This window comes from Prevotella dentasini JCM 15908, from assembly GCF_000614065.1.
Taxonomy (GTDB): domain Bacteria; phylum Bacteroidota; class Bacteroidia; order Bacteroidales; family Bacteroidaceae; genus Prevotella; species Prevotella dentasini.
Window position 1 is genome coordinate 54,157 of sequence record NZ_BAKG01000007.1, and the last position, 26,125, is coordinate 80,281.

At 54.5% G+C, this 26,125-nt stretch carries 21 protein-coding genes and 1 pseudogene; 8 read left to right on the forward strand and 14 right to left on the reverse strand.

All coding sequences use genetic code 11. The features are described 5' to 3' along the window. Positions 1-24: 24 nt before the first annotated feature. The 5 genes from JCM15908_RS14070 to JCM15908_RS14565 all read left to right on the forward strand — a co-directional run bounded on the left by JCM15908_RS14070 (position 25) and on the right by JCM15908_RS14565 (position 4,066). Positions 25-225: a hypothetical protein gene (locus JCM15908_RS14070; protein ID WP_025002498.1), complete on the forward strand. Its 201-nt coding sequence runs from the start codon at positions 25-27 to the stop codon at positions 223-225. Positions 226-327: 102 nt separating this feature from the next. Beyond that, positions 328-1,170 (forward strand): hypothetical protein, encoded by an 843-nt coding sequence (locus tag JCM15908_RS04905; RefSeq protein WP_148295521.1) that lies wholly within the window; start codon positions 328-330, stop codon positions 1,168-1,170. An 11-nt stretch (positions 1,171-1,181) separates the two neighbouring features. Continuing rightward, positions 1,182-1,973, forward strand: coding sequence for a hypothetical protein (locus JCM15908_RS04910; protein ID WP_148295522.1), 792 nt, complete (start codon positions 1,182-1,184; stop codon positions 1,971-1,973). A 117-nt stretch (positions 1,974-2,090) separates the two neighbouring features. Continuing rightward, positions 2,091-3,332, forward strand: coding sequence for a hypothetical protein (locus tag JCM15908_RS04915; protein WP_025002501.1), 1,242 nt, complete (start codon positions 2,091-2,093; stop codon positions 3,330-3,332). Next, entirely contained in the window at positions 3,215-4,066 is an 852-nt protein-coding gene (locus tag JCM15908_RS14565; RefSeq protein WP_025002502.1) for a hypothetical protein, read from the forward strand. The genes JCM15908_RS04915 and JCM15908_RS14565 overlap by 118 nt, the downstream gene beginning before the upstream one ends. Before the next feature lie 1,322 nt (positions 4,067-5,388). Here the strand turns inward: JCM15908_RS14565 and JCM15908_RS14075 are convergent. From JCM15908_RS14075 to JCM15908_RS14080, 5 genes and pseudogenes are all read right to left on the reverse strand, one after another. Beyond that, a complete protein-coding gene (locus JCM15908_RS14075; RefSeq protein ID WP_025002504.1) occupies positions 5,389-6,594 on the reverse strand; it encodes a choice-of-anchor J domain-containing protein in 1,206 nt (401 codons plus the stop codon). Positions 6,595-6,804: 210 nt separating this feature from the next. After that, on the reverse strand, positions 6,805-7,542 hold the full coding sequence (locus tag JCM15908_RS04935; RefSeq protein WP_025002505.1) for a hypothetical protein: 738 nt from the start codon (positions 7,540-7,542) through the stop codon (positions 6,805-6,807). After that, complete coding sequence (locus JCM15908_RS04940; RefSeq protein WP_148295523.1) at positions 7,539-9,164, reverse strand: fibronectin type III domain-containing protein; 1,626 nt, start codon at positions 9,162-9,164, stop codon at positions 7,539-7,541. The genes JCM15908_RS04935 and JCM15908_RS04940 overlap by 4 nt, the downstream gene beginning before the upstream one ends. Then, positions 9,155-9,733, reverse strand: a complete 579-nt coding sequence (locus tag JCM15908_RS04945) for a hypothetical protein (protein ID WP_148295524.1) — start codon at positions 9,731-9,733, stop codon at positions 9,155-9,157. Before JCM15908_RS04945 ends, JCM15908_RS04940 begins: the two co-directional genes overlap by 10 nt. A gap of 1,057 nt (positions 9,734-10,790) precedes the next feature. Continuing rightward, a pseudogene (locus tag JCM15908_RS14080) lies at positions 10,791-11,171 on the reverse strand (energy transducer TonB); the annotation flags it as partial. 431 nt (positions 11,172-11,602) lie between these two features. Here JCM15908_RS14080 and JCM15908_RS04960 point away from each other — a divergent pair. After that, positions 11,603-12,814: a tetratricopeptide repeat protein gene (locus JCM15908_RS04960; protein WP_025002510.1), complete on the forward strand. Its 1,212-nt coding sequence runs from the start codon at positions 11,603-11,605 to the stop codon at positions 12,812-12,814. 13 nt (positions 12,815-12,827) lie between these two features. Further along, complete coding sequence (locus JCM15908_RS14085) at positions 12,828-13,649, forward strand: GLPGLI family protein (RefSeq protein WP_025002511.1); 822 nt, start codon at positions 12,828-12,830, stop codon at positions 13,647-13,649. Between the two features lie 31 nt (positions 13,650-13,680). Here JCM15908_RS14085 and JCM15908_RS04970 read toward each other — a convergent pair whose 3' ends face one another. The 3 genes from JCM15908_RS04970 to rnhB all read right to left on the reverse strand — a co-directional run bounded on the left by JCM15908_RS04970 (position 13,681) and on the right by rnhB (position 16,233). Further along, positions 13,681-14,283, reverse strand: coding sequence for a DUF3109 family protein (locus tag JCM15908_RS04970; protein ID WP_025002512.1), 603 nt, complete (start codon positions 14,281-14,283; stop codon positions 13,681-13,683). A 253-nt stretch (positions 14,284-14,536) separates the two neighbouring features. Continuing rightward, a complete protein-coding gene (locus JCM15908_RS04975) occupies positions 14,537-15,547 on the reverse strand; it encodes a helix-turn-helix transcriptional regulator (RefSeq protein ID WP_306303710.1) in 1,011 nt (336 codons plus the stop codon). 77 nt (positions 15,548-15,624) lie between these two features. Continuing rightward, entirely contained in the window at positions 15,625-16,233 is a 609-nt protein-coding gene (gene rnhB / locus JCM15908_RS04980; protein WP_025002514.1) for a ribonuclease HII, read from the reverse strand. Between the two features lie 292 nt (positions 16,234-16,525). Here rnhB and JCM15908_RS04985 point away from each other — a divergent pair, with 292 nt between their 5' ends. Beyond that, positions 16,526-16,825, forward strand: a complete 300-nt coding sequence (locus tag JCM15908_RS04985) for a hypothetical protein (RefSeq protein ID WP_025002515.1) — start codon at positions 16,526-16,528, stop codon at positions 16,823-16,825. Between the two features lie 412 nt (positions 16,826-17,237). On the opposite strand, the gene JCM15908_RS04990 is transcribed toward JCM15908_RS04985, so the two are convergent. The 6 genes from JCM15908_RS04990 to infB all read right to left on the reverse strand — a co-directional run bounded on the left by JCM15908_RS04990 (position 17,238) and on the right by infB (position 26,124). Further along, entirely contained in the window at positions 17,238-18,464 is a 1,227-nt protein-coding gene (locus tag JCM15908_RS04990; RefSeq protein ID WP_025002516.1) for an aminotransferase class V-fold PLP-dependent enzyme, read from the reverse strand. Positions 18,465-18,667: 203 nt separating this feature from the next. Further along, positions 18,668-20,011: a Fe-S cluster assembly protein SufD gene (gene sufD / locus JCM15908_RS04995; protein WP_025002517.1), complete on the reverse strand. Its 1,344-nt coding sequence runs from the start codon at positions 20,009-20,011 to the stop codon at positions 18,668-18,670. 350 nt (positions 20,012-20,361) lie between these two features. Next, a complete protein-coding gene (gene sufC / locus JCM15908_RS05000) occupies positions 20,362-21,117 on the reverse strand; it encodes a Fe-S cluster assembly ATPase SufC (RefSeq protein ID WP_025002518.1) in 756 nt (251 codons plus the stop codon). Positions 21,118-21,128: 11 nt separating this feature from the next. Beyond that, entirely contained in the window at positions 21,129-21,533 is a 405-nt protein-coding gene (locus tag JCM15908_RS05005) for a hypothetical protein (RefSeq protein WP_025002519.1), read from the reverse strand. An 18-nt stretch (positions 21,534-21,551) separates the two neighbouring features. After that, positions 21,552-22,997: a Fe-S cluster assembly protein SufB gene (sufB, locus tag JCM15908_RS05010; RefSeq protein ID WP_025002520.1), complete on the reverse strand. Its 1,446-nt coding sequence runs from the start codon at positions 22,995-22,997 to the stop codon at positions 21,552-21,554. A gap of 271 nt (positions 22,998-23,268) precedes the next feature. After that, positions 23,269-26,124 carry a translation initiation factor IF-2 gene (gene infB / locus JCM15908_RS05015; RefSeq protein WP_025002521.1) on the reverse strand — a complete coding sequence of 952 codons (2,856 nt, stop codon included), beginning with the start codon at positions 26,122-26,124 and terminating at the stop codon, positions 23,269-23,271. Position 26,125: the final 1 nt, after the last annotated feature.

Genomic DNA, 26,125 nt, shown 5'->3' on the forward strand with positions numbered 1-26,125 from the left:
GTAAAGATTAAGCCTGCCAAACGAATGTTCCTTGACGAAGTGAAGGCCATCCTCCAAGACCCGACATTGGGAGTGGATGGGGTCAAGAACCATATTTCTGCTCCCGATGCTCCCGTTTACAACATGATGGGACAGAAAGTTGCAGACAGCTATTCTCACGCAAAGAGAGTCCAGCTTGCCTCCGGCATCTATATTTGCAACGGCAAGAAGTTCGTCGTGAAATAAAACCAAAAGAGTTATAACGCAAGCAGCTTCGTTTCTCTTGCGCTATAGCTCTTTGTTCATTTAATACAAACACCCTATATTGACTATACCTAAAGTAAAAATATGAAAAAGATTTATTTATTACTGCTTACGGCATTTGTCGCAACCATATCCATGGCACAGGTCGTTCCCCCAACAAATACCAGACCTGTCTCACAAAACGGATTCCTCCCTGTAGACAACATCCTGCTACAGCAGGGGCAAAGCATGGCCAACATATTCAAGGCACCCTCGGACAACCCTATCACCCAACAGCCCGAAGGAACCAACTATACCAATGTGAACCGAAGCGGCCGTGGCTATTACAACTCCGTCCTTGGAGTTGATTTTGGAGAATACACCTGCACGTTAGGAGAATATGTCGTTGGCAACGATAACAATGTGTACATTAAAAATCCATTCAGCCAACAAAGGACAAACTCTTATCTGAAACTGGAACGTCTCAGTGGCGACACCCTTATCGCACGCCTTCCGCAGGCCATTGACACGAAAAACGGAGAAAAGACTTTTGCCATGCGCATGGTAATGAAGATGTTGGATGACGAGCATTTCACTTATTCTCCCGATACATTGTCCGACAAGACTATTGCATCTGATATGAAATTCATCATGCGCAATGATTCTATCATACAGCTAAGTGATGGCAAAGAAGAACAATACGGCCGTCCCAAAACCATACTCGGAGAGATGTCCGAAGATGGCTATTGGACAGGATTCGGAGACGACGAAGAAATATGGTCGCTAATCAAGGAGACTGCCACAACACTGCCCGAAGGCCTTACCATAGAAGACTACCAGCTGCGCTATGCACCAACAGATTCTACCCTAAGCAGCCAAATGGTCAAAGTAGCTTTCGATGACAAGAATATATACATATCCAATCTCAGCCAAGGCAACGAGTGGTAAAGGGTGAAATTATGGGCAACAAGGCCGTATTCAAACAGCAATATCTCGGACGGGATGAGAAGGAGAACTGCCATGTCTACTTCATCCCTACAACGTTTACCTTGGTAAACCATTACAGCAACTACGAAAAGGCTGAAGAGCTGACGTTTGACTATAATGCCGGGGAGAAGTCATTGACAGCCCCTGAAGGAACTTCCATGTTCGTTTGCGCAGGAAAGGTTCTTACTCCCAACAACAAACTGGCTGCCTATGACAATCCCGTACTTACCAAATTCACAGAGAAACCTGCCACTCCGGCAGCTCCTATCATCCGTAGCGCAACACCTGACGAGACCGGATGGGGCGGCTCTCTTGAATACATCATCAAGGCCGAAGACGTAGACGGCAATTACATTTCGCAAGAGAAACTTTACTATTGTGTTTATTTCGACGAAGACTCCGAGCCTTACACCTTCGTTGATGCCGACGGTAACCAAATGACCGAGATACCATGCAACTATGTCAACGGCACGTCATTCTTCTACGTAAACGGGACTCACTATATCGTGAGCCTCATGAAGACATTCAACCGTGTAGGTATCGCAGAAATATACAAGGGCGGTGGCGAAACCCACATGTCTGAGACAACATGGTATGAAGTAACTGCCGACGGTCTCAAAGCCGTTGAGACTTCGGACAACGTAAAGAGCGTAACCTATTATACGCTTTCCGGCATGCAGGTAAGCAAACCTGCCAACGGATTGTTCATACAGGTTACAACATTTGCCGACGGCAAGCAAAAGAGCATCAAGATTGCCAGATAGGCATTGCACAGCAGCTTTCTGACCGAATTGCCCATACACGGGCTATCGGTCGGAAAGCTATCATAGATTCTCTTTTTATTTTGACAAATATTGTTTATAACCTTAATTAAAGAAAATATGAAGTATATGCAAATACCACGAACGATTATCTTAACGTTCCTCTCTGCCTTTATACCTTTGTTCGCAAATGCACAGCTTGTCATGGTGGGCGGTGTAGAAGTAACGAAGCAAAACGCTTCCGACCTGACAAAGTATATAGACAATGCCTCCGGCAAGATTTCCTACGACTACGCAAGCCATACCCTTACCATGGAAAACGTGAAGATGGCCTGCGAGAAATACGACAAGCCCGTGTATGTAGAAGGAGGAAGCCACTTCATACTTCAGCTGAAAGGCGAGAACATCATCACCACAAGCCTCGGACAGATGGAGCTTGGCGCAAAGAAGAACACCATTACGGGCAAGGGCGGAATACTGCGCATCTCGACTCCCAAGCCTGCTCCCGGCCTTCAGGTAAACAGCTCTGAACTTATCATTACAGGAGGATGCACCGTCGAAGCCGAAGGCGAGTGGGGAATCACGGGCGACAACGTCTATGGCACCGTACTGCGCATCAACGGCAAGGACGGCACCGTAGTGAAGGCCAAGGGCAAGGACCAGCCTTCCATCTGCGACTTCGGTGAGATTTATCTCGAAGACTGCGCCGTAACGAACCCCGTCGGGGCAGAAGTCGTAACCGACGAGAACGGACACATGCGCATATTGAAGGACGGAGGGGACATCTTCGAGCAGGTTGTCATCCGCAAGGTCGACGCCGACTACGACCTCACCGTCAATGGCGTAAAGGTAGATGCTGGAAATGCAGGAAACGTACTCGGAGACGGCAAAGTCGTATTCAATGCCAAGACAAGAACCCTCACCATGAACGGTGCATCGATTGCCGCGACGGGGCATCCCGCCATCGAGGCCAAGTCGGACGTGGCAGTGCTGTTCAGGGGCGAGAACACCCTCTCGTCGGACGTTGACGTATTCAACTTTGAAGGCGAGACCATCCTGACGTGCAACGGCGGCACCGTCAGCGCAACCTCCCAAGGCGGAGCAGCCATCCGCGCGAAGGGCAACTTGTCGATTACGGGCATGTCAGGCGAGCTGAAGGGCAAGCAGGGCATTTGGGGAGAAGGCGGAGATGCAGAGCTGAAGCTGGCACACTCCAAGCTGAAGGTAACGGGAACGGAAGCTGCATGGGCGGCTTTAAGGCCATTGTCTTCGACGGATGCCAGATATACAGCCCCAAGGACGCCAAGGCAGAGAACGGACAGGTTACGCAGGGCGGAGCCGTATACAAGGGCGAGGCCGTAATAGGCCTGACGGAATACTATCCGCTGCACGTATGCAACGTTCAGGTGAGCACTGCCAACTGCGACGACATTCTCGGCAACGGCACCGCCTCCTACGACATTGACAAGCACGTGCTGACCCTCGACAATTTCCGCTATGAGCCGGAAGACTTCATACAGGGCGTTGCCTTGGGTGGCGGCTTGGAGAACGTAACCATCGTGCTCAAGGGCGACAATTTCATAAAAACCGGCTACTTCGGCATCTCCATGACATGCAACACCACCATCACCGGCACGGGCACGCTCACCATTCAGAGCAACAGCTCGGCAATGGTCGTCAACGGCGTGCAGCTCACCATTGACGGGCAGCCCACCATCATGCTCGACGGCGATGCCGGCCTTTCCGGATTCTCCGAATGGCCCGGCTACGTCAAGTTCATCAGCTCGAACGTGAAGATAAAGGGCGGATTCGTCAACTTTGCCGCAGTAGAGTTTGAAGGCTGCTCCATCAAGGAGCCGCAAGGAATAGAGCTGAAGGACCTCAACTACGTGCTCAACGACGAGGTTTACAAGGGCGAGATAACGATTGCGCCGGGCACTTCGGGCATTGGCGGAACGCATGCAGACCGCCGCGTGAAGGACGTCATCTACCATTCGCTCTCCGGCTGCGTAGCAGCTGCCCCCAAGAACGGCATCTACCTGAAGACCACGACCTACTCCGACGGAACGAAGGAGACCGTGAAGGTCGTCATGTAACGGCATGCGGACTTAGTCCGCGACGTTTCATCTTACCCTCTGCAAAAACAAGCGACGGCGTGCCTTCCCGGCACGCCGTCGCTGCTATATGGCAACGCGAAGCCAATAAATCGCAATCGTCTGAATTACAACATATTACACAGACTTCAATATAGTGTCTGCATCTATATTGACAAGCAAAAAAATCGGTATCGGAAAGTACCTTTTGTACCCCACTCGTGGGGTATAAATGCACCCCACTCGTGGGGTATAAACGCACTCCATTCGTGGGGTATAAACGCACTCCATTCGTGGGGTATAAACGCACCTGTCCGTGGGGTATAAACACACCTGCCCTACCCACTGGGTACGGCCTTTATCCGACCACCGACAGCATACGTCAGCATCCGCCATCCGGCCACGCTGCCCAGTCAGACAAAAAACTGCCCGAACATTCCTCTACGGCAATGCTCGGGCAGATTGTTCAAGTCGCCTCATCCGCTTCGGGACAAGGGATGAGAGAAAACGGGCAAGTCCTTATCTGACGACAACCTTGGCTGTCTTGCTGTCCGACTTTACCAGATAGACGCCCGTCGGCAACGACACGCGAACCGGCGAACCACTGACAGAACAGCTCGCTGCCAGACTTCCCGTCAGCGTATAAATGCCGACGTGTCCTTTCTGTCCGCTAACGACTATGCCACCTTCAACTCCTTCCACCTCAAAGGGAACAGACGACTTGCCTATGCCCGTCGGGATGGAGATAAGTACTTCTGCAACGCGGACAAAGCTCTCTTCTACAATAGCATGAGCCTCCTTGTCGAAATAGGCATCTGCGGGAGAGAGGATGCCGCAGCCCTCCATCTCCAAATCCTTCAGGTCGCATACCGCACCGCTGCTTCCCCTTGCCTTGAGGGTGGAGCTGACAACCCTGAGCACCTCGGCCTCGGCACCGGCATTGCCCGATACGCCCCAGTAGCCGCTTGCCTCCACCGTGGCACCGCCTTCTATGGTGAGTGTCGACTTGTCCAGTGCGATGGCCACATTCGTGGGAGCTTCCACCGTCAGCGACCCCTCGCCGCGTATCGTACACGACTCGTTCAGCGAAAGGGCCTTGAGCTTCTCGGAGTGGACGAAGTTCTTTCCCTTCAGCTCCAGTACGAGGCCGGGAGTGTCAGACACGACAGCCAGCGTGTCGCCCATGGCCTGAATGTATGCGTCTTCAAGCGTGAGGACATTCTTTCCGGCATCATACGATACCTTTCCTTCCTTCAGACAGCTTCTGACGTCAGCTGCATTGTAGGAGTTCACTACCCTGCCGCCTATCTGAATACCGTATTCCTTTACGGGGATGATGACGAGCCGTCCCTTGCACTCCTTACCTCCTGAGAGTATGGAGCCATAGCTTGGATAGCGTCCCCGGGCTGCGTGATGGCACTGGAAACGACGGCTATCTTCTTCAATCCATAGATACATTCCTTTGGTGTGGCAATATCCAGTGCGGCACTGTCTACCGTCAGCTGACCGTACTTCGTGTCCGTTCCGCCCAATATTCCATAGCCGTCCTCCATCTTCACCGTCACCGCGCAGCCTTTGGTCAGATGCAGATGGGCCATCTCCTCAAGCCTGATGCCGCAGCCTTCCTTTCCGCTTATTTCGAGCGTTCCCTTGCCCGACACGACGGTAGAGACATCCTTGCCTATCACGATGCCATTCTCTCCTGTTCCATCTATCTTGCTGGTGCCATTGAGCAGAACCGTCGTACCGCTCTTCTCTATCTTGAGAGCCGGCTGTCCGGCACTTGTAAGATGCGCATCGGTCAGCGTCAGCACCCTTGTCTCGGCATCGTAGCGCACACTGCCTCCGTCGGCAAGCACATCGCCGGCGTTCTCGCTCGTAATCTTTTTCTCCCCAATGTTGATGCCATACTCCGTAGCCGCCTGCTGCGAACCATAGAAGACCACGTCATCAAGGTTCAGACGGAACTGTCCGCTGCAATCAAAGTGGCGGAAGGCCACATACTTGGTTCCCTCGGGAAGCTCTACGCTGCGTCCCAGCCACGCCGACTGCAGCATCAGGGGCGGACGGGAGTTCTTATCGGCCTGCTCCTCGTGGTCTCCCAAGGTTTCCTGATAGGCGAGTACAAAGCTTTCGGGCTTTGTGTCAGTCGTAGAATAATAGACGCCGTAGTGCTCCGCAATAGAGTTGACGTCGAGCGCACATACATAGAACGATACCTTCCGCACGCCTTCTACCAACGGCGAAATGAGATAGTTGTCGGGATGGAGTGCCTTCCCTTGGAAAGAAGCCGACGTAGCCATTCCTTCGCCCGTATGGGGATAGACACCCGTCTCGCGGAACTGCACCTTCCACGTCTTCCCGTCTTCGTCCTGGTCGAGTGTCGACCAACCTTGCGGAAGCCCTTTGGCTTCAAAGCCTTCGGACAACAGGATATTCTGCGCTGCCAAGTCTTGTGGAACAGCGGCTACCGAGGCGGCAACAGCCGCCAAGAGGCCAAGAGAGCCTCTCCTAAAAGTAAACTTAGTCATTGTTTGAAAATTAAGTTTGGTTTGTCTGAATAAATACTTCTATTAAGCAAAATCAGTGCAAAGAAAATAAAAAAAAGACGATATGGGACAAGGAAACGGTTCTTTAACTAAAAAATTAACAATTAGCTGCCATAACCTGTCCATTGCCTTGCAGGATTCCCACTAAAAGAAGCGATGGTGCATCGTTCCGACGCACCATCGCCATTCACGTTACCTGACTACTATTTTCTTATTTCCCACTATGTATATGCCCGGACGGAGGCCGTCCGTAGCCGACTGCAAGGGCACGCCCTTACGAATCAACTGACCGCTGATACTGAACACGTCAGCCACTCCTGCTTCGTCAGCTGCATCTGCAATGCCCCTCACTCCGGTCGGCTGTCCCGTTATCAGGAAAGTGGCATTGGCATAAAGCTGCTCGCCCTTCATTGCCATTTCCCAGTCGAAAGGCGTAGTTCCCTGATAGTACTGCGAAGAAACCACGTCTGCCGTCTTTGTACTCAGGAACACATAACCCGGAACCATACTGCCATTGTTATTAATGGTCATAAGGCAGAGGTTTCCTCCGCGATACTCTATGGGCGTATCGAATACTATTTCCGTCTGCTGCCTGTCGGGGGAGAGGTAGACAGTCCCTTCGTACACGGTGGAGAAGGCATCCTCATCCAACGCAGCAGCCATGTCGCTTTGGTCGGTCAGGGCTGCCAGTACCTTTACGGGAAGGTCATATTCGGCTATATTGGCTCCTGCTCCTCTGCCATAAGGATAAATCACACCTTCTATTTTCTGTCCTTCTGCAATGCCGACGGCCTCCTTGTGATAGATAGTCTGGGCAGCCGTATAATTGGAATAGCAGCCGAACGGAATATAGTAAGAAGTGTTGGTGCCCGTACCCACGGGCTTCCAAACGCCCGGCTCTGTTACGACCACCTTGATGGTGTCGCTCATGTCGTTGCCGGTGTCTGCATCTTCAGACAGCGCGACCTTGCAGGCCAGTCTTCTGCTGCCCTTCGTTTCAGGTGTCCAAACCAGTTCTTCTGCGCCGTGGCTTTGGCAGCCAAGGGCTTGCTGACTTTCTTCACGGCCAGCACTGCCCCCGTCTCGTCTACGAGAGACAGGCTGTAGGCAGCAACCTCCCGGCCACCCCGGTTGATTACATTGACCGTATAGGTCTCCGCAGCTCCCTGCATGGGCACGCGTGTTCCGTCGAGCTTGCCGAGGGCAAGGTCCAGTCCGCTTGCTTCAGTCAGTTCAATGCCGGTGATTTGCGCAGGCACACGGTTCCGCAACTGGAAGCCCAGCGTGTAGTCTCCGTCCTTTTCTACCTGCACGGCAACACTGTGTGGGGTAAACACCATCATGTTTTCCTCACCGTCTATTGTGGAAAGTACCTTGCTCTGCGCCTCAACCGTATTGTCCGTTCCCAACGTTACGGAGTAGTTGCACGGGAAGAGTCCGTTCTGGCTCATCAGGCGAATGGAATAGCCGAGAGTGTAATACTTGCCTGCCTCCAGATGAATGGGAGCAGAGATAATCCAGTCGTTGGTCTCGACCTTAGGGTCAAGCAGCGTTTGCGACATGTACTTCATAAACCAGTCTGACGTTCCGGCATAGTTTTCATCACGATACCACGTTTCGCCGTCACCGTCGCCGTCCACTACCGTCCACAGCCGGGCCTGCTGCTCCGTGCTGAAGTCGCACTGATAGGGAACGGAAGCCGCAGGGCCAGCAACAACTTTGTTGGTATTAGCCGTAAACCCTGCACCCATACCGTTTGAGGCTGTTACCGAGTAGGTGTATCCGTCCTGCAAGCTGATGTTGGTGTCAATCACTGAAGTGCTCTCCGTACTTTCTGCAATGACAAGACCGTCGTTTGTCCGCACCACCTTATAGCTGACGGCACTGTTGCCTATCCATCCTCCGTGGACACCCGTCCGGGGTTTGCTCCAGCTGATGGCAACATTTCCGTCCCGCCGTTCCGCCTTAAGCTCTTCCACGCTGCCCAAAGCGTCCTCGCCTACATAGATTTCAGAAGCCGACGCTTTCCTGCCTTCTCCCTGACTGTTGGCTATGGCCACCTGATAGGAAGCCAACCCTTGGGGCACGGCATTGTCCGTCCATTCACAGATCTGTCCGGCCTGCATCCCGTCTAACGTAGCAACAGGTTCTCCGTTGCGATACACCTTGGCCGTCAGGTTTCCCTGCAATGCCTCATTGCGTTGGTCGACCGATGGGTTTTTCCACGACAGGGCAGCCTTCAGTTCGCCATTGCCGCCTGCCACAGCCTTTATGCCGGTCGGGGCAGCCGGTGTCGAGGGCGATTCCGCCTGTGGGTCAATATGCAATCCGATGATTTCAGCACCATTGCCCATCTCTCCGATTCTTGACGGGACTATCTCTTCCTCGCCAAACACAAACTTCCACAGCTCCGACTGACCCGACTGGGCGAACCGCGTCCAATACATGGTTCCGTCAATCGCATTGAAGTCAGCCGACTGCAACGATGCGGCATCAACCTCAGCCATGGCCAGTTCCTCTTCCGGCTTTCCGTTGCGCTTGCTCACCGACACAGCGTACCATTGGTGTCAACGCCATACAGGTAGCCATTGGCATCGGCCGCTATGGTTACCAAGTTGACTGCCGCCTGACCGCCGACGAGCTTCGCCTCGCCCGTGGCAGGGTCGATGGTATAGAGATTCAAATTAACTTCGGCATCTGGATTCTGCGTATCCACGCCTTCAACGTCCACGGCCAGTGCGTAGAACTGGGCGGTAGAGCTGTCGTAGGTCATGTCGGTTACAATCAGACGGACGGCCAAATCCTTCTTCAGTCTGTAGACTGCAACCGTCTGCCGCTGCCCAGTCGCCATATCTACCCTTACCAACGAGTCGCAGGTGTAGGAGGGTGCAATCATCAGATAGTACGCCCCGTTGGCATAGGCAGCGGCACGCACGGTAAGGCCTTCGAGAGGATATTCCTCCACAATGTAGGAAGGATTATCCGTATAGAACGAGACAATGGCATTGGGAGCACCTGTCTGGTCAAAAACCCGGACGCCATAAGCTCTTTCGCTGCCCTCCCCCAGACATGTCAGGGAGAGAAGCAGCAAAGCAAACGATAAAATAAATCTAAACTTCATAGTTTATTGCTTTTAGTATTCGTTTTTGATTAATGCTTTGATACCATAATATGGAAACGGAACGACATGTTCGCCGTTCCAAAAGGACGAAAGACACATTTTGTTTCTGTTTCACAATCATTCGGAGCCGGGAATCGCCTTATGGCTCTTCAACACCATAAACCTGCAATGGTTTGCGCCGACTGGCACGCCCAATGGCATCCTGCAACATACGAATACTGGAATTGAAAATCTGCATGTCTGAACATCCGCGGTCTTATCATCCTCCAACGTTGGTGCCCGTACAAAATACTCCTGTCTACATAGACTTGTTAAAGCGGTTCTCATTTGTCTAACTCTCTTAATTAACTGAATAGAATCATTGCTTGCAAATTTACATATAAATCTCCGATTTCATCTTCGGATGAATAAAAAAATTGAGACCGCGACTGCATTTTCCCCCGCACTTGCAAAGTTGCCTTCACTTTCGGAAAACATTTACAAGAGGGCGGCAGCGCATTTCCACGTTGCAAGAGCAGACATCCCGTCTGCCCGTGAGATACGGAAGATGGAAACAACAGGCAGACAGAATGGGAACGAACAGGCAGGAAAGGGTCTGACAGCTTCCGAAACATATTGACAAACACCTCCGCATGGCTGGCTTGAAATCCATCGCTCACCGTTCTGCCTGCAAATACGCGCAAAACAACTACTCCTGTAAAAGCCTTATAATAAGCTATTTATGACTATCGCTAACAGAAGCGCGCCTGAAACGGGAAATAAAGGCCTCGTGAAAGTGCCACTTCCGTACCTTTTTGAAACAACCAAAAAGAAGAATGGATAAAACGAAAACGGCACTTTCGCATGGTCAACAAGCCGGTTTGGCGGTGCGAAAGTGCCGTTTTCGTTTTCCCGTCCGGCCTTTGAAGCGGTTTCACCGGCGTATTTCCGCCCTACGCACTCTATTTGCCCCTTCCGGGAGGATGCCTTTTTCCATCATATTTACTTACATTCTTATGCGTACAGGCACAGCAAACCATACGCCCCCCTTGGCCTTCACCGGCCATTTCCACCGCGGCATCTTCTTCAGACATTCGATGGCAGCACGGTCGAGACGCGGGTCAAGCGAGCGGACAATAGTGAACTTGGTGCACTTCCCGTTGGGCTTGATGAAGAATTTAACGACGATGCGCCCTGAGATACAGTCGTCATATCCTTTGGGATACCTGAAATGAGTGGCTATAAACTCCCTGATGTCGCCCGGAAACGAGGGCATAGGATCATAGCCGGAGAAGCTTTTCCGCGCCGGATTGGCAGAAAGCTCCGCACGGGCAGAGGCATCTGTCCCAACCGTGTCGGGCTGCACGGCCTGCGCCCGGGCTGCCAGTGCAGTCAGCAACAGCACGGACAAAGTGATGATAGTTTTCTGTTTCATATTCTGAACTTTAAGATGAGTCATGGTGTTGTTCTATTGTTGCTTACTGTTCGGCTTGCATGCTCGCAATGTACCTTCAGTCCCCATCGCGCCAGCTGTACCATTCTGTATAAAAGCCGTGTCGCGGTTTAGCACAAATCGCCGCGGCACGGCCTTATGAAATGCAGATGACAAACATTGAATCTTTTGTCAATGCAAAGGTAGTAAGGAGTTTTGAGATTTGCAACAGGGAGCAGAGAGCTGACACGCCTCCCTCATCCGCAACGCTGATAATCAGCAGTTTGCATATCAGCAGCCACCGCTTTTGACACAAGCGTGAAGATATTGCAACACAGCCGCGAGCCACCGAAGCACAGGCAACGGGTACTCCGTGAGGCACATCCATTCTCCCGGGGAGGACTTGGGAAGTCCCCCTCTTGCAATTCTCGTTTCTTTTCGCTACCTTTGTCTCCGAAATGAAACGGACGCTTATCTATCTTCTCTTCCTCCTTATCCTGACCTCGTGCTCCCACCGGGCCGCCCCAAGCTACCCGGCAGGCGACGACGGCATCACGCGGATGCGGCTCGACAGTGCCCGGTACTTTGCCGAACGACGCGACACACACCGCTCGATGATTCAGCTGAAGGCTGCCGAGCGGCATCTGCAGGGCGTCTCGGAAGACTCGCTGCGCTTCCTCACCTATTATCGCATAGCACTGCTCAACGAGCGGAGCGGTGCCTACCGTGTCGCACTGACCTACTTCGACCGCGCCTCGCACCATGCCACCGGCGTGAAGCGAAGCCACCGGCTGGCAGACATATTCATTGGCAAGGCACAGGCGTACAACCAGATGGGGCGGCGCGACTCGGCACTGCTGCTCCTGAAGCGTGCCGAAGCGTTCCGTCCGCGCATCCGGCACGACCAGACGGAGCGGATAGCCCGGCTGCGAACGATGATTGCCCACCGGCAGGTAGCGGCCGTCCCGGCCTACAAGGACGTGGAAATGGTGCAGATACAAGACCGATTCGAGACGGCCGTGGCACAGCGCGACGCCCTCCGGCAGCGGCTCAACTTCCTGTATTCGCTCCTTCTGCTGGTGGCAACGGCCGTGGCGGCGGTCGTCTGGTACCGATGGCAGATGAGGCAGCTGTTCCAGAAGTTTCAGCAGCGCATGCGCGAGATTGACGACAACATACAGGCGACCCTCCGGCAGCGCGACACGACTATCGAAGAGATGAAAACGGAGATAGACCAGAGGGTGAAGGAAATGGAAAAACTGCGAGGCAGGATGGCAGAGCGCAGCAACGGGGGACGGCTGCCCGACTCTATCGCACAGACCAAACTGGGAATCGACACGCTCCATGCCATCGTCTCGGGAGGCAACCTCTCGCAGATGGGCAAGCGAGAGCAGCAGGCCGTGGCAGCCGTCATGGGCAGCATCGACTACGACCTCGCCTGCATACTCAACCATCCGCGATACGCCCTAACGCCGAAAGAGACGTTCTACTGCATCATGGAGCACCGCGGCATGACCGAAGAACAGAAAGCAGCCGCCTTCAGCTGCACAGGTCAGGCTCTCCGCTCCATCAAGAGCCGGTTGGGAAAGAAGATGAATTTGGACCTGCTCAGGCCGTGGCAACCGGACGGACAGCCCGCCGGCGGAAACACGAACGGCAACGAACCATAAACAAGGAAGAGACATGAAACACCTGAAAAAGATATTCTTAGGACTTCTCGCAGCCCTCGGCACACTGCAGCCAGCCGATGCACAGACCGACACGGTGCAGTACCGCATCAGCTACGAGACGCATTTCCGCTCACGCGAAGGCGGTAATCTGCAAACGGACGACATGGAGCTGCTCATCGGGAAGCGGTCGAGCAAGTTCCATTCGGCAATGGCCGTCCGCCAGCAGGCACTGCTCGACAGCCTCGTCCGCCATACCGGCGGCGACTTCTCGATGGTCATGTCGGCCTCATCCTCCATGCAGAGACACTCGCAGACGGGGCAGCACTACTTCGTCTACAAGAACCTGCCCGAAGAGGGCACCCTGCTCTACATACGACAGTTCATGGACGAGGAAACAGGATGCCGCGAGCCGGTGCCCGACTATCGGTGGCAACTGCTCGAAGGCGACACGACGATAGCGGAATATGCCTGCCAGAAGGCACAGGCCACATTCCGCGGACACATCTGGACGGCATGGTACACGCAGGACATTCCGCTCTCCGACGGCCCGTGGAAGCTGTGCGGACTGCCCGGGCTGATACTCAAGGCGACGACGGCAGACGGCAATTTCTCCTTTGAATGTAGGAAACTGGAACGTGCGACAGGCGAGGCCTTCAGCCTGAACCAAAAGAAAACAGAGTGGATTGAACCGAAGAAGATGGAGCAGCTTCTTAGAATGGAAGTGGAAGATATTACGCGCATGGTGGCTGCGATAAAGGGATGGAAGCCCACCAAGTCTACCCGTGGCCAGTCAAAGGAAAAGGCCATACTGATAGAATACTCCGAAAAGGAATAAGACAAGACCCCGGCGGGGGCAGGACAGGACGCTACAGCAGGCCCTCCTCCCGGAACTGAACGGCCAAGGCCGCCAGTTCCTCATACCACTCCCGGCCGAAGCGGCGAACCAAAGGCTCCTCAAGGAAGCGGTAGACGGGCAGGTCAAGCTCCCGTCCCTTCCGCACGGCATCCTTGCAGACCTCCCAGCGGTGATAGTTGATACCCACCGTGCCATTGCCGAAATTCTTTTCCCGGATAGGATAGAGGGCACACGAGACGGGCTTCACGAACCCAATCTTTCCGCTGCGGTGGGCGCGCTCCAAGGCACAGAGGCAGCAGCCGCCCTCGTAGCAGGTGAAGACGCAGTCCTTGCCGCCCACGATACTCGTCACGAGGTCGCCCTCGCGGTCGGTATAGGCCACGCCCTGCCGGTCGACGACGGCCTGTGCCGACGCACTCATGTCGCCCCAGACGACATCGAGCGCGTTCTCTATCTCCATCGTCTCGTCGAGTGTCAGCGGTGCGCCGGCATCACCTTCGATGCAGCAGACGCCCTTACACTTCTCCAAATCGCAGCAGAACTTCTCCGTCAGAATGTCGGGAGAGACCAGCACATTGCCCACCTGCAGGATAGGCATCATCCGTTTATCCATCGTCGTATATTTGTCTTGTTCGTTTACAGGGTGCAAAGATACAATAAAAACCGACACTTTTTGGCATCGAAAACAGGAAAAAGACTTGTATTTCCCAAGGAAGCCGGACGGAAAGCATCCGCTTCCCGTCAATTTATTTACATGTAGAAAATTTTTGCTGATTCCTACACATCGCGGGGTAGATGCTGCAAAGGCAGTCAATACAAGGCACACGGAACAAAGACGGAAAAGGAAAGCGGAACGAAGGGCAAGGCTACTGCGGCTCCTCCCCGGAGACACGGCGGAAACGCACCGCTACTTCTGCCCGGACATAATCCCTGAAAGCATCGCTCCCCAAGATTTCCATATCAGGCAGCAGCCCTATGACGAACCGTCCGATACCGCGGAAGTCGCAGACATCGAGGGTGAGCAGCCAATGAGTTTCGTCTTCCTGCACAATGTTCCTTGCCCCATGCGGATATTCTTCAAGGAAGATATTGCGCGACAGCTGCCCGAGGCGGAGCCGGACAGGATAGCGTTCCTCACCGCTGAACATGAATATGTCGGTGAACATCTGGCGGTGGCGGTCTTCATGAATCCACGGCGTATCGAGCACCTCTACGTGCTCCATGCGGTTCAGGCGGAAAGTCTTGTTCATTCCCGAAAGTATCTCGTGGCAGCGGATGTCGCTATTATTGTTCATCAGGAGGAACGGCTCGACGATGCGGTCTTTCACCGAACGGCTGTGCGGACTGGAATAACCGACGATGCGCACCATCCGCTTGGCCTGAATGGCCTGTGTGAGCGTCTTTGCGAGACTGTCCATCTGCTGACGCTGCGGGCCGTTCATCTCCACCGAGAAGTTATATGCCCGGTCTATCTTCCGCCGCAGCTGGCTTGCCGTCTCGCTGCTGCTTCCTGCCATAAGGAGGAGACTATAGATGGTGCGCATCTCGCTGTCGGAGAACTGCATGGTCTTCAGCAGCCGGGCGAAGAAAGGCGAACGACGGTCGATGTGGTAGCCGTCGCCCTGCCTGAAGAGGACGAAGCCTGCACTCTTCAGGAAATCCAACAGGTAATAGACGCTCCGCCGCGACACTTCCATACGGTCGCAGAGTTCAGAAATGGTATAGCCCCGTGTGTCGGCAAGGAGCAAAATCAGTTCGAGCTGTTTCCTTAATTTGTCGAAGCGCATGGCTCGGTAATGAATAACGGGTTTCGGGATGATGGTGATTGCCGCTGTAGGCAAGGGAGCAATTGCAGAGTCATACCGCAGCCCCGCCACAGCCTGTTGAAGATATGGGGACGCCCCGGCCGCGTGTCTGCCTCAGGCAAGAGACAATACCGGACGCAGCCCCTGCACTACTCCTCAAAATCCAAGGTCAGTTCCTCCTCGGGCAGCAGCCGGAAGCTCTTCCTGTGGTACTTCGTCGCACCGTATTGCCTGATGGCGGCCCGGTGCTTCCTCGTCGGATAGCCCTTGTTCGAGAGCCAGTCGTACTCCGGACATTCCTTGGCCAGCAAGTCCATATAGTCGTCGCGGTAGGTCTTGGCAAGAATAGAGGCGGCAGCGATGGAAAGAAACTTACCGTCGCCCTTGACGATGGTCGCAGAGGGAAGTCCGCGATAGGGCTTGAAGCGGTTTCCGTCTACGATGACGGCCTCGGGACGTACCGAAAGCTGGTCGAGCGCACGGTGCATGGCGAGGATGGAAGCATTGAGGATGTTCATCTCGTCTATCTCTTCCGGCGTAACTATTCCCACCGCCCACGCCACGGCATCGCGCTCCACAATCTCGCGAAGCCTGTACCTCCGTCTGGCGGTCAGCTGCTTCGAGTCGTTCAGCTCGTCGTTGTGATAACCGGGAGGGAAGATGACGGCAGCCGCATAGACGCTGCCTGCCAGACAGCCCCGGCCGGCCTCGTCGCAGCCGGCCTCTATCCTTCCGTCGTAATAATGGCTTTTCAGCATAGTTATTTCCTTTATAGTCTGCAACCAGCCTCGTCCGCCGGACCTCTCCCTGCCCCGGGCAGACGGGAGCATCTGTCCCCACAGGCAAAGAAATCGCAGCACAACGGCTTCGGCACGCCAAAGGTAATAAATAATCGGAAGAGAGCAAAGAATTTATTAACTTTATATAACGAATAAATTTTAGCGAGTGAACTTATTGTGCACAAACACCCTCTAAATTTGCAGCCGTAAAGGTTAGGAACATTGCCTATACCCTATACAACATATACGAAACAACTAACAACAGGAAGATATGAAAAAGGAAATGACCCTATCGGCAAGAGAAAACGAACGGAGTATGCCCGGCGATACTATCGCGAATTTCGCCCACGAGCTGCGGCTCTGGCTTCACGCCCCGGCAGAATGGCTGCGCAGATATTACAGCCACGTCTTGGAGAAGGAGGTTACGCACCATCAGGCATCGCTCATCACCCAGTCTGTCGCAGCCTTCGTGCTGGCAGCCTTCCCCGCGCTGCCATCGGTGGCCCTGCACGCTGCCTGCATCGGCTGGTTTGTCGTAAGCCTTTACCGCTGCCACGAGAGCAAAGTATAGCGCAGGGCGGCATGAGCGGCTTTGCCGAATCAGCATATTGAAATGCGGATTACGGGAGCACCCTGCCGCGAAATTCTTTTACAAGCAAATCTGCCGACACGCTGCCGGATGTGCATGAACGGCATTGAAACGGCGATTGCAACAGACTGATTATCAGGGCGGCATCAAGCGGCACCGCGAAGGGAATACTTCCGCACGGCGAAACCGGCACTTTCATAAGACGAAAGGGGCACTTCCATGTTGTGGAAGTGCCCCTTTCGCTTCTCCGTTTCAGGACTTTGACAGAGCGAAACGAATTTTATTTACATACTGCACACCTATATTCCACGACGCGGCATGAAAGACTTCAGGGGCACGGAGAACCTTGCCGGTTCTCCGTGCCCCTGATTTATATCCGCCGGGCAGAAGCCTGTCAGAACATCGCCACCACCCGTCGTATTCCTTCCACGAGCATGTCGACTTCCTCCTTCGTGTTGTAAAGGGCGAAGGAAGCACGGACCGTACCGGGGATTCCGAAACGGTCCATCAGCGGCTGGGCACAATGGTGCCCCGTGCGGACGGCGATGCCGAGCTGGTCGAGGAGCGTGCCGAGGTCCATCGGATGGATGTTGCCGACGAGGAAGCTGATGACGGCATCGTGGCGGGCCTCCGTCCCGGGCGAACAGCCGAAGAAGCGGATGCCGGGGACGCTGCACAGCTGTTCGAGCGCGTAACGGGTGAGGGCCTGCTCGTGGGCTTCTATATTGTCCATTCCCAAGGCGGATACATAGTCAAGGGCAGCTGCCAGACCATGGGTACCCACGTAGTCGGGCGTACCTGCCTCGAACTTCAGCGGCGGCCGCTCAAAGGTTGTCTTCTCGAAGCTGACGCGCTCTATCATCTCGCCGCCTCCCTGATAGGGCGGCAGCCTGTCGAGCCACTCCTCCTTTCCGTACAGCACGCCGATGCCCGTCGGGCCATAGACCTTATGTCCGCTGAACGCCAAGAAGTCGCAGTCCAGCTCCTGCACGTCCACCCTGAAATGGGGAACGCTCTGTGCTCCGTCCACCATCACGGGGATGCCGTGTGCGTGGGCTATGCTGATAATCTCGCGGACGGGATTGATTGTGCCCATGACGTTGCTGACGTGGCCGACGCTGACTATCTTCGTCCGGGGCGTTATCAGACTTTCCAGCCGGCCGGTCTGCAACATGCCCCCGTCGTCCACCGGAATTACCTTCAGCACGATGCCCCTGCGCTGCGCCTGCAGCTGCCACGGCACGATGTTGGAATGATGCTCTGCGGCAGAGACTATCACCTCGTCGCCTTCGCGCATAAAGCCCTCTGCGAACGAGGAGGCAACGAGGTTGAGACTCTCGGTGGTGCCGCGGGTAAAGACCACCTCGGCAGCCGACTTGGCATTGACGAACCTGCGCACCGTCTCGCGCGCCGCCTCGTGCAGGTCGGTAGCCTGCTGCGACATCCAGTGTACGCCACGGTGCACGTTGGCGTTGACGCTGAGATATTCCCCGCGCATGGCATCGAGCACGCAAAGCGGTTTCTGCGTGGTGGCGGCATTGTCGAGATAGACCAGCGGCTTGCCGTAGACGGTGCGGGAGAGAATGGGAAAGTCTTCCCTGATTTGTGATATATTATACATGATACCCATACCTGCCTATGCAGGGAGATGAAACCCTCCGCCGGCTCCTTCCCAAGACGGGAGGGGCTGCAGGCGGAGAGGGCTTGGTTGATAGTATGCGTGAATTATCCATGCCGCGGGAACCGGGCCGCGCGTCCGGCCGGAAACTTACGGCGGCGACGGACCTGCGGCGACGGCCGTCCCTGCGGCTTCCGTTGCAGGCACTACCTGCAGTGCCTGCAGCCCTGACACTTGTCAAGCTCGCCGCGGAAACGCTTCTCCACGAGATGGTGGAGGCGGTCGCGGAGCGGCTCGAGCTGCATCTTGTCTATCACCTCGTTGACGAAGGCAAATTCCAGCAGGAGCTTCGCCTCCTTCAGCTCGATGCCGCGCTGCTGCATGTAGAAGAGAGCTGCGTCGTTGAGCTGCCCTACCGTGGAACCGTGGTTGCACTGCACGTCGTCGGCATAGATTTCGAGCATCGGCTGCGAGTACATGCGGGCCGTCTTGGTAGCGACAAGGTTCTGGTTAGTCTCCTGCGAGAGCGTCTTCTGCGCGCCGTGGCGGACGAGGATAAGCCCGGCAAACGCACCGACGGCATGGTCGTCGAGGACATACTTGTAGAGCTGGTTGCTCGTGCAGTGCCCTGCCTGATGGTCGATGACGGTATTGTTGTCCACGTGCTGCCGCTTGTCGGCAATGACGCATCCGTTGCAGAAGCACTCGCTGCCCTCGCCCTTGAAGACGAGGTCGAGCTTGTTGCGCGTGATGCCGTTGTGGAGCGTTATCACGTTGTGGCTGACGCGGCTGTTGCGCTGCTGCTCGATGTAGACGTTGGATATGCGCACGTTCTTGGCGTGCGTCTCTTCGAGGCAGTTGAGTTCCAGCCCGGCGTTGTCGCCCACGTATGCCTCTATCACCTGCGTGGCGAGGAAGCGGCGGTCGTCGGTGGCATGGTCGCAGAAAAGGAGCTTGGCCTCGGCACCCTCCTCAACGACAATCAGCACGCGGCGGTTCACCATCAGGTCGACGTCGGAGCGGAGCAGGTTGACGACCTGAATGGTGCGCTTCTCCTGCACGCCCTTGGGAATGTAGATGAACAGCCCGTCCTGCGCGAGCATCGTGTTGAAGGCCGTTATGCCGTCGTCCCCGGTCTTGGCTATTCGCGCGTAGTATTTCTCAATCAGCCCGGGACGCTGCGCGGCTGCGCGGCTCAGGCTGTCTACGACAACTCCCCCGGAGAGCTGCGCCTTCGGGAGGGACTTGGCATAGAACTGGTCGTTGACCATGAAATAGAGCGACGTGCTCAGATTCGGGACGTCGCAGCGGAACGCCTCGTAGGGGTCTACGGGTATGTCGAGCCTGCGGAGGTTCAGCCCGTAGTCCGGCTCGAAAAGCCGGGGGATGTCCGTGTACTTGTAGCGTTCCTCCTTCTTGGTGGGGAAGCCAAGCCGCCTGAAGTCCTCGAAGGCCTTGTCGCGCACGGTGTTGAGCACGGGGGCCGCATACCGCTTGACAAGGGCCTGCGCCTCGTTGTAGAGGTCGATATATTGTTTTTCGCTTTGCATTTTCGTTTGGAAGTTAAAAGATTCGGAATGACGGAGCCGGATTGCCGTTCCGGCGAACAGGCATCTCCCGGCCTTGCGTAAAATGTTTTTACTTCTCGCCCGTCTCAAAATCGCGTTTTGCAACTAATTGATAATCAACGGGCGTGAGGGAGACGAAATTCTCTTATAAGACTTTTCAAATTCTCTTATAAGACAATTTCAACTCTCCTATAAGACAATTTCAAGAGTGTGCGCACTCTTTTTCATTTCGCCTCACGGTGTAAACAATTTTCAAAGAGCGAGGTTTGCCGTCAGGCAGGGCGGAAGAGCCGGAAGCCGGGATGGCGCACCCACACCTCCGTCGCCAATCGTCAGTCGTCAGTTGACAATTGCTTTATCCAGTCGTATCCGCGCTGCTCTATTTCCTTGGCCAGTTCCGGGCCGGCAGTCTTCACGATGCGGCCATTGTAGAGCACGTGGACGGTGCCCGGCCTTATCATGTCGAGCAGACGCTCGTAGTGGGTGATGACGATGGTAGACGTCGCGGGCGTGTGCATCTTGTTCACACCGTCGGCCACTATGCGCATTGCGTCTACGTCAAGCCCCGAGTCGGTCTCGTCGAGAATACTCAGCTTCGGTTCGAGCATGGCCATCTGGAAGATTTCGTTCCGCTTCTTCTCGCCGCCCGAGAATCCCTCGTTCACGCTGCGGTGGGAGAGCTTCTTGTCGATGCCCACAAGTTCGCGCTTCTCCTTCATCAGCTTCAGGAATTCGGCAGCCTTCATCGGCTCCAGTCCCTCGTATGCGCGCTTTGCATTGATGGCAGCCTTCATGAAGTTGGTCATGCTTACGCCCGGGATTTCTACGGGGTACTGAAACGAGAGGAAGATGCCCTCGTGCGAACGGTCTTCGGGCTTCATCGTCAGCAGGTCCTTGCCGTTGAAGTAGGCAGAGCCTTCGGTAACGGTGTAGAGCGGGTTGCCCGTGAGGACTGCGCTCAGCGTAGACTTTCCCGAGCCGTTCGGCCCCATGATGGCGTGCACCTCGCCGTCCCTGATGGTCAGGTTGATGCCCTTGAGTATTTCTTTTCCTGCGATGGTAGCATGCAGGTTCTTTATTTCCAGCATATCCTTTGATTTTACTTGTTTTTGAATATTAAAATGTTCACGATGTCCAAGAGAATGTCGCCAAGGAGGTCCGACGCGTGATAGTCTCCGCTGGCTGCGCGCTGCGCCTCCATCTGCCTATCCTGCTCGGCGAAGAGCGATTCCCTGTCGTCGCTGCCGACGGAGAGCTTCGGTTTCCCGTATCTGTGCCGGGGCAGGTCTTTTATGAAGTCCGTACCCGTTACGCAGCGGAAAAGACGCGGGTCGAAAGGCTTGGCCAGCTCTATCGGCTCGCCCATCAGCGAACGGGCAGGACGCACCGTGTCGGCTGCCACCTCCCTGTCGATGATGTACTTCCGCCACGCCTCCGGCTGCCACGACTGGGCCTGCGCCGAGGAGGCAAGCATCAGGGCCATGATTGCTGTCGCCGTCTTCATGTCTTCTTTCGCACGCTGCTATCCCACCGACCCTTCGAGCGAGACGGAAAGGAGCTTCTGCGCCTCTACGGCAAACTCCATCGGGAGCTTGTTGAGCACGTCCTTCGCGTAGCCGTTCACTATCAGCCCGATGGCATCCTCGGTGGGGATGCCGCGCTGGTTGCAGTAGAAGAGCTGGTCTTCGCTGATTTTCGACGTCGTGGCCTCGTGCTCTACGATGGCAGAGTCGTTGTGGATGTCAAGATAGGGGAATGTATGCGCACCGCAGTCCGAGCCCAGCAGCAGCGAGTCGCACGAGCTGTAGTTGCGCGCATTTTCCGCATTGGGAGCCACGCGCACCAAGCCGCGGTAGGAGTTCTGGCTGCGGCCGGCAGAGATTCCCTTCGATATGATGGTGCTCTTCGTGTTGCGCCCGAGGTGAATCATCTTCGTCCCCGTGTCGGCCTCCTGAAAGTTGTTGGTTACGGCAACGGAATAGAATTCCGCCTGCGAATTGTCGCCACGGAGCACGCACGAGGGGTACTTCCACGTGATGGCCGAGCCGGTCTCCACCTGCGTCCAAGAGAGTTTGGAGTTCACGCCGCGCAGGTCGCCGCGCTTCGTTACGAGGTTGAGCACTCCACCCTTTCCGTTCTCGTCGCCCGGATACCAGTTCTGGACGGTAGAGTATTTCACCTCGGCATTGTTCATCACCACAATCTCGACGATGGCAGCGTGCAACTGGTTTTCATCCCGCATCGGAGCGGTGCAGCCTTCAAGATAACTGACGTAGGAATCGTCGTCGGCAACGATGAGCGTGCGCTCGAACTGCCCCGTATTCATTGCATTGATGCGGAAGTACGAGCTCAGCTCCATCGGACAGCGGACACCCTTCGGAATATAGACGAACGAACCGTCGCTGAACACGGCAGAGTTGAGGGCGGACGTGAAGTTGTCGCGATAGGGCACCACGCTGCCGAGATACCGGCGCACGAGGTCGGGATGCTCCTGCACCGCCTCGCCGATGGAACAGAATATGACGCCTTTCTCGGCAAGCTGCTTCTTGAAAGTCGTCTTTACCGATACGGAGTCCATGATGGCATCTACAGCCACACCGCCGAGGGCCAGCCGCTCTTCCAAGGGAATACCGAGCTTGTCGAAAGTCTTTTCCAACTCGGGGTCAAGCTCCTTGTTCTTCGGTTTCTTTGCCAGAGGGTCGGCATAGTAGGAGATGGCTTGGAAGTCGATTTCGGGCAGATGCAGGTGTCCCCATGTCGGGATTTCGAGCGTCTGCCAATGACGGAACGCCTCCAAACGAAAATCGAGGAGCCACTGCGGCTCCCCCTTCTTCTCCGAAATGAGCCTGACCACATCTTCGTTCAGGCCTTTCGGTATGATGTCGGTATGCACGTCGGTCGTGAAGCCGAACTCGTATTTCTGCTCCGCTACCTTGCGCACATATTCGTTGTTGTTGTTGTCTGACATATATTGGCAGTTAAAGGAATGAAGGAGCCGTAGGAGTTTGGCCGACACCTGAAAGCCCCATTATTAACTAAGGAGTTAGAGAAACGAGGGTGTTGCGGGAGTTAGGCCGCCCCTGCACATGGAAGGCACTGCACGTTCCAAGTCTCTATACCTTCTATATATAGTGATTTCGCAAATAGCATGCCATCAGGCACTGCGGAAACATTTGTTACCGCAAAAGAAAGAAACCGCCTTTTCTCCATTCCGGGAGAAGAGACGGCTTCTTGCTTTGCTATAGTTTCTGTTCTACCTCAATCTCCGTGAAGGTCTCGATGATGTCGCCTGCCTGAATGTCGTTGTAGTTGACAAGCGAAAGGCCGCACTCCAATCCGGTTACAACCTCCTTCACGTCGTCCTTGTAACGTTTCAGAGCGTCGATAGGTGCGGTGTGAATGACGATACCGTCGCGGACAACGCGCGCCTTGTCCTTGTTGTGCACCTTGCCCTCGGTAACGAGACCGCCGGCAACCGTACCCACCTTGGAAATCTTGAATACCTGACGGACTTCCACCTGTCCGGTAACAATCTCCTTCTTCACCTTGTCGAGCATGCCGACCATCGCGGCACGGACGTCGTCAATGGCGTCGTAGATGACGGAGTAGGTATTGATGTCTACCCCCTCACGGTCGGCCAGACGGCGTGCATCCGCAGAAGGACGAACTTGGAAGCCGACAATAACGGCATCGGAGGCCGATGCAAGCATCACATCGTTTTCGGAAATCTGTCCTACCGCCTTGCTGATGACACTAACATTCACCTTTTCGGTAGACAGCTTGATGAACGAATCGGACAATGCCTCGATGGAACCGTCGGTATCGCCCTTTACGATGATGTTCATCTCATGGAACTCTCCACGGGCAATGCGGTGCGATATGTCGGAAAGGGTCAGACGGGTCTGTGTACGCAAGCCCTGCTCGCGCTGTAACTGCTCACGCTTATTGGCAATCTCGCGTGCTTCCTGTTCGGTTTCCATCACGTGGAAGGTATCACCGGCTGTCGGTGCACCGTTCAGACCGAGGATGATAGCCGGCTCTGCCGGCCCTGCGGTTTCAACACGCTGGTTACGCTCATTGAACATCGCCTTGATACGTCCCCAAGAAGTTCCGGCAATCACATTATCGCCGACTTTCAACGTACCATTTGATACAAGCACCGTGCTGACATAGCCGCGTCCCTTATCAAGCGACGACTCTATAATCGTACCCGTTGCCTTGCGGTTCGGATTCGCCTTAAGGTCGAGCATGTCCGCCTCGAGCAATACCTTGTCAAGCAAGTCGCCTATGCCCAGACCTTTCTTTGCACTGATTTCCTGACACTGATACTTGCCGCCCCACTCTTCTACAAGAAGATTCATTTGCGACAGGTCTTCGCGTATCTTGTCCGGATTGGCTCCCGGCTTGTCCACCTTATTAATAGCAAACACCATCGGGACGCCCGCTGCCTGCGCATGGGCGATAGCCTCCTTGGTGGTAGGCATCACCGAGTCATCGGCAGCAATAATGATTATCACAATATCCGTTACCTGAGCACCACGGGCACGCATGGCAGTAAAGGCCTCATGGCCCGGCGTGTCAAGGAACGTTACCTTGCGGCCATTCTCCAACGTTACACTATATGCACCGATGTGCTGAGTAATACCGCCAGCCTCACCGGCAATAACGTTAGTGTTGCGGATATGGTCGAGCAAGGAAGTCTTACCGTGGTCAACATGTCCCATCACCGTAACGATAGGAGCACGCGAAACGAGATCGGTCTCGTCGTCCTCCTCCTCGCTGACAGCTTCCTGTACCTCGGCACTGACATATTCCGTCTTGAAATCAAATTCATCAGCCACGAGGTTGATAGTCTCGGCATCAAGACGCTGGTTTATCGACACCATGATACCGACAGACATCAACGTAGAAATGACATTCGTTACCGGCACGTTCATCATCGTTGCCAGTTCGGAGACGGTAACGAACTCGGTCAGCTTCAGGGTCTTACTTTCCTTACGTTCCGCCTTTGCCTCTGCATTGAGCTTCTCCTGAACAGCGTCGCGCTTTTCCTTACGATACTTTGCGCCCTTCTTGTTCAGGCTCTTGCTCGTCAGGCGTGCAAGCGTCTCTTTAACCTGACGTGCTACAGCCTCATCATCCACTTCCAGCGGTTTCTGATTACGGTTGCGCTTCTTGCCCCCTCCGCTATTATTATTGTTGTTATTATTGTTCTTTTTCTTTCCGCCACCTTGTTGGTTGCTTCCCTGCTGGTTAGCAGCCGCATTAATATCTACACGTTCCTTATTAATACGTACACGCTTTTTCTTACCATTGGCAGTCTGTCCTGACTTGTCCTCGCGTTCCTTGCGGCGTTCCTCCTTGCTTTTCTTCTTCGGTCGGGTGCTCTGGTTGAGTGTGCTAAGGTCTATCTTCCCGAGGACTGTCATCTTCGGCTGATTCAGCATCTTCTTCTCATTACTGGTCTGGAAAATACCGTTATCCTTCACTTCACCACTCTTTTCTGCCCCTTCCCCAGTAGCATCCTGCTTCGATGCCTCTACTTTTGAAGCAAGGCCAGACACAGCCTCCGCATTTGAATTAGCAGGAATATCCGTCTTCAGAGTTTCAACGGACTTATCTGCCTGTGCAGGTGCAGACTTAGGAGCTTCCTTCTTTTCTTCTTTCACAATGAGATTTTCGACGCCCCCTTTAGTTGTCTCCTGACTTGGGCTGACGGCAATAGCCTGTGCAGGTTCCACTTTCTTTTCAGCAGGAGCAGCCGGCTTGACCGCCGGCTTATTGAGCTGTTCGAGGTCTATCTTGCCCATCGGCTTATACTGCTGTTGTGCGCGTGCCTGCTTCAACAGGTTTTCTGCACGATGGTCAGCGTTCTTCGGCTCTTTCTGCTTCTTTTGGAATATCTTTGCCGCATCGTTCTTCACAGCCTGATCACTCTTGAATTCCTTCACGAGTGCATCATACTGTGCTTCATTGAGCTTGAAGTTAGGATCTTCCTTGACTTCGCCCAGGCTTTGTTTTTTCTCCAAGAACTCCACTGCCGTTTGGAGTCCTATGTTTAATTCTCGAATTGCTTTGTGTAATCTGATGCTCATT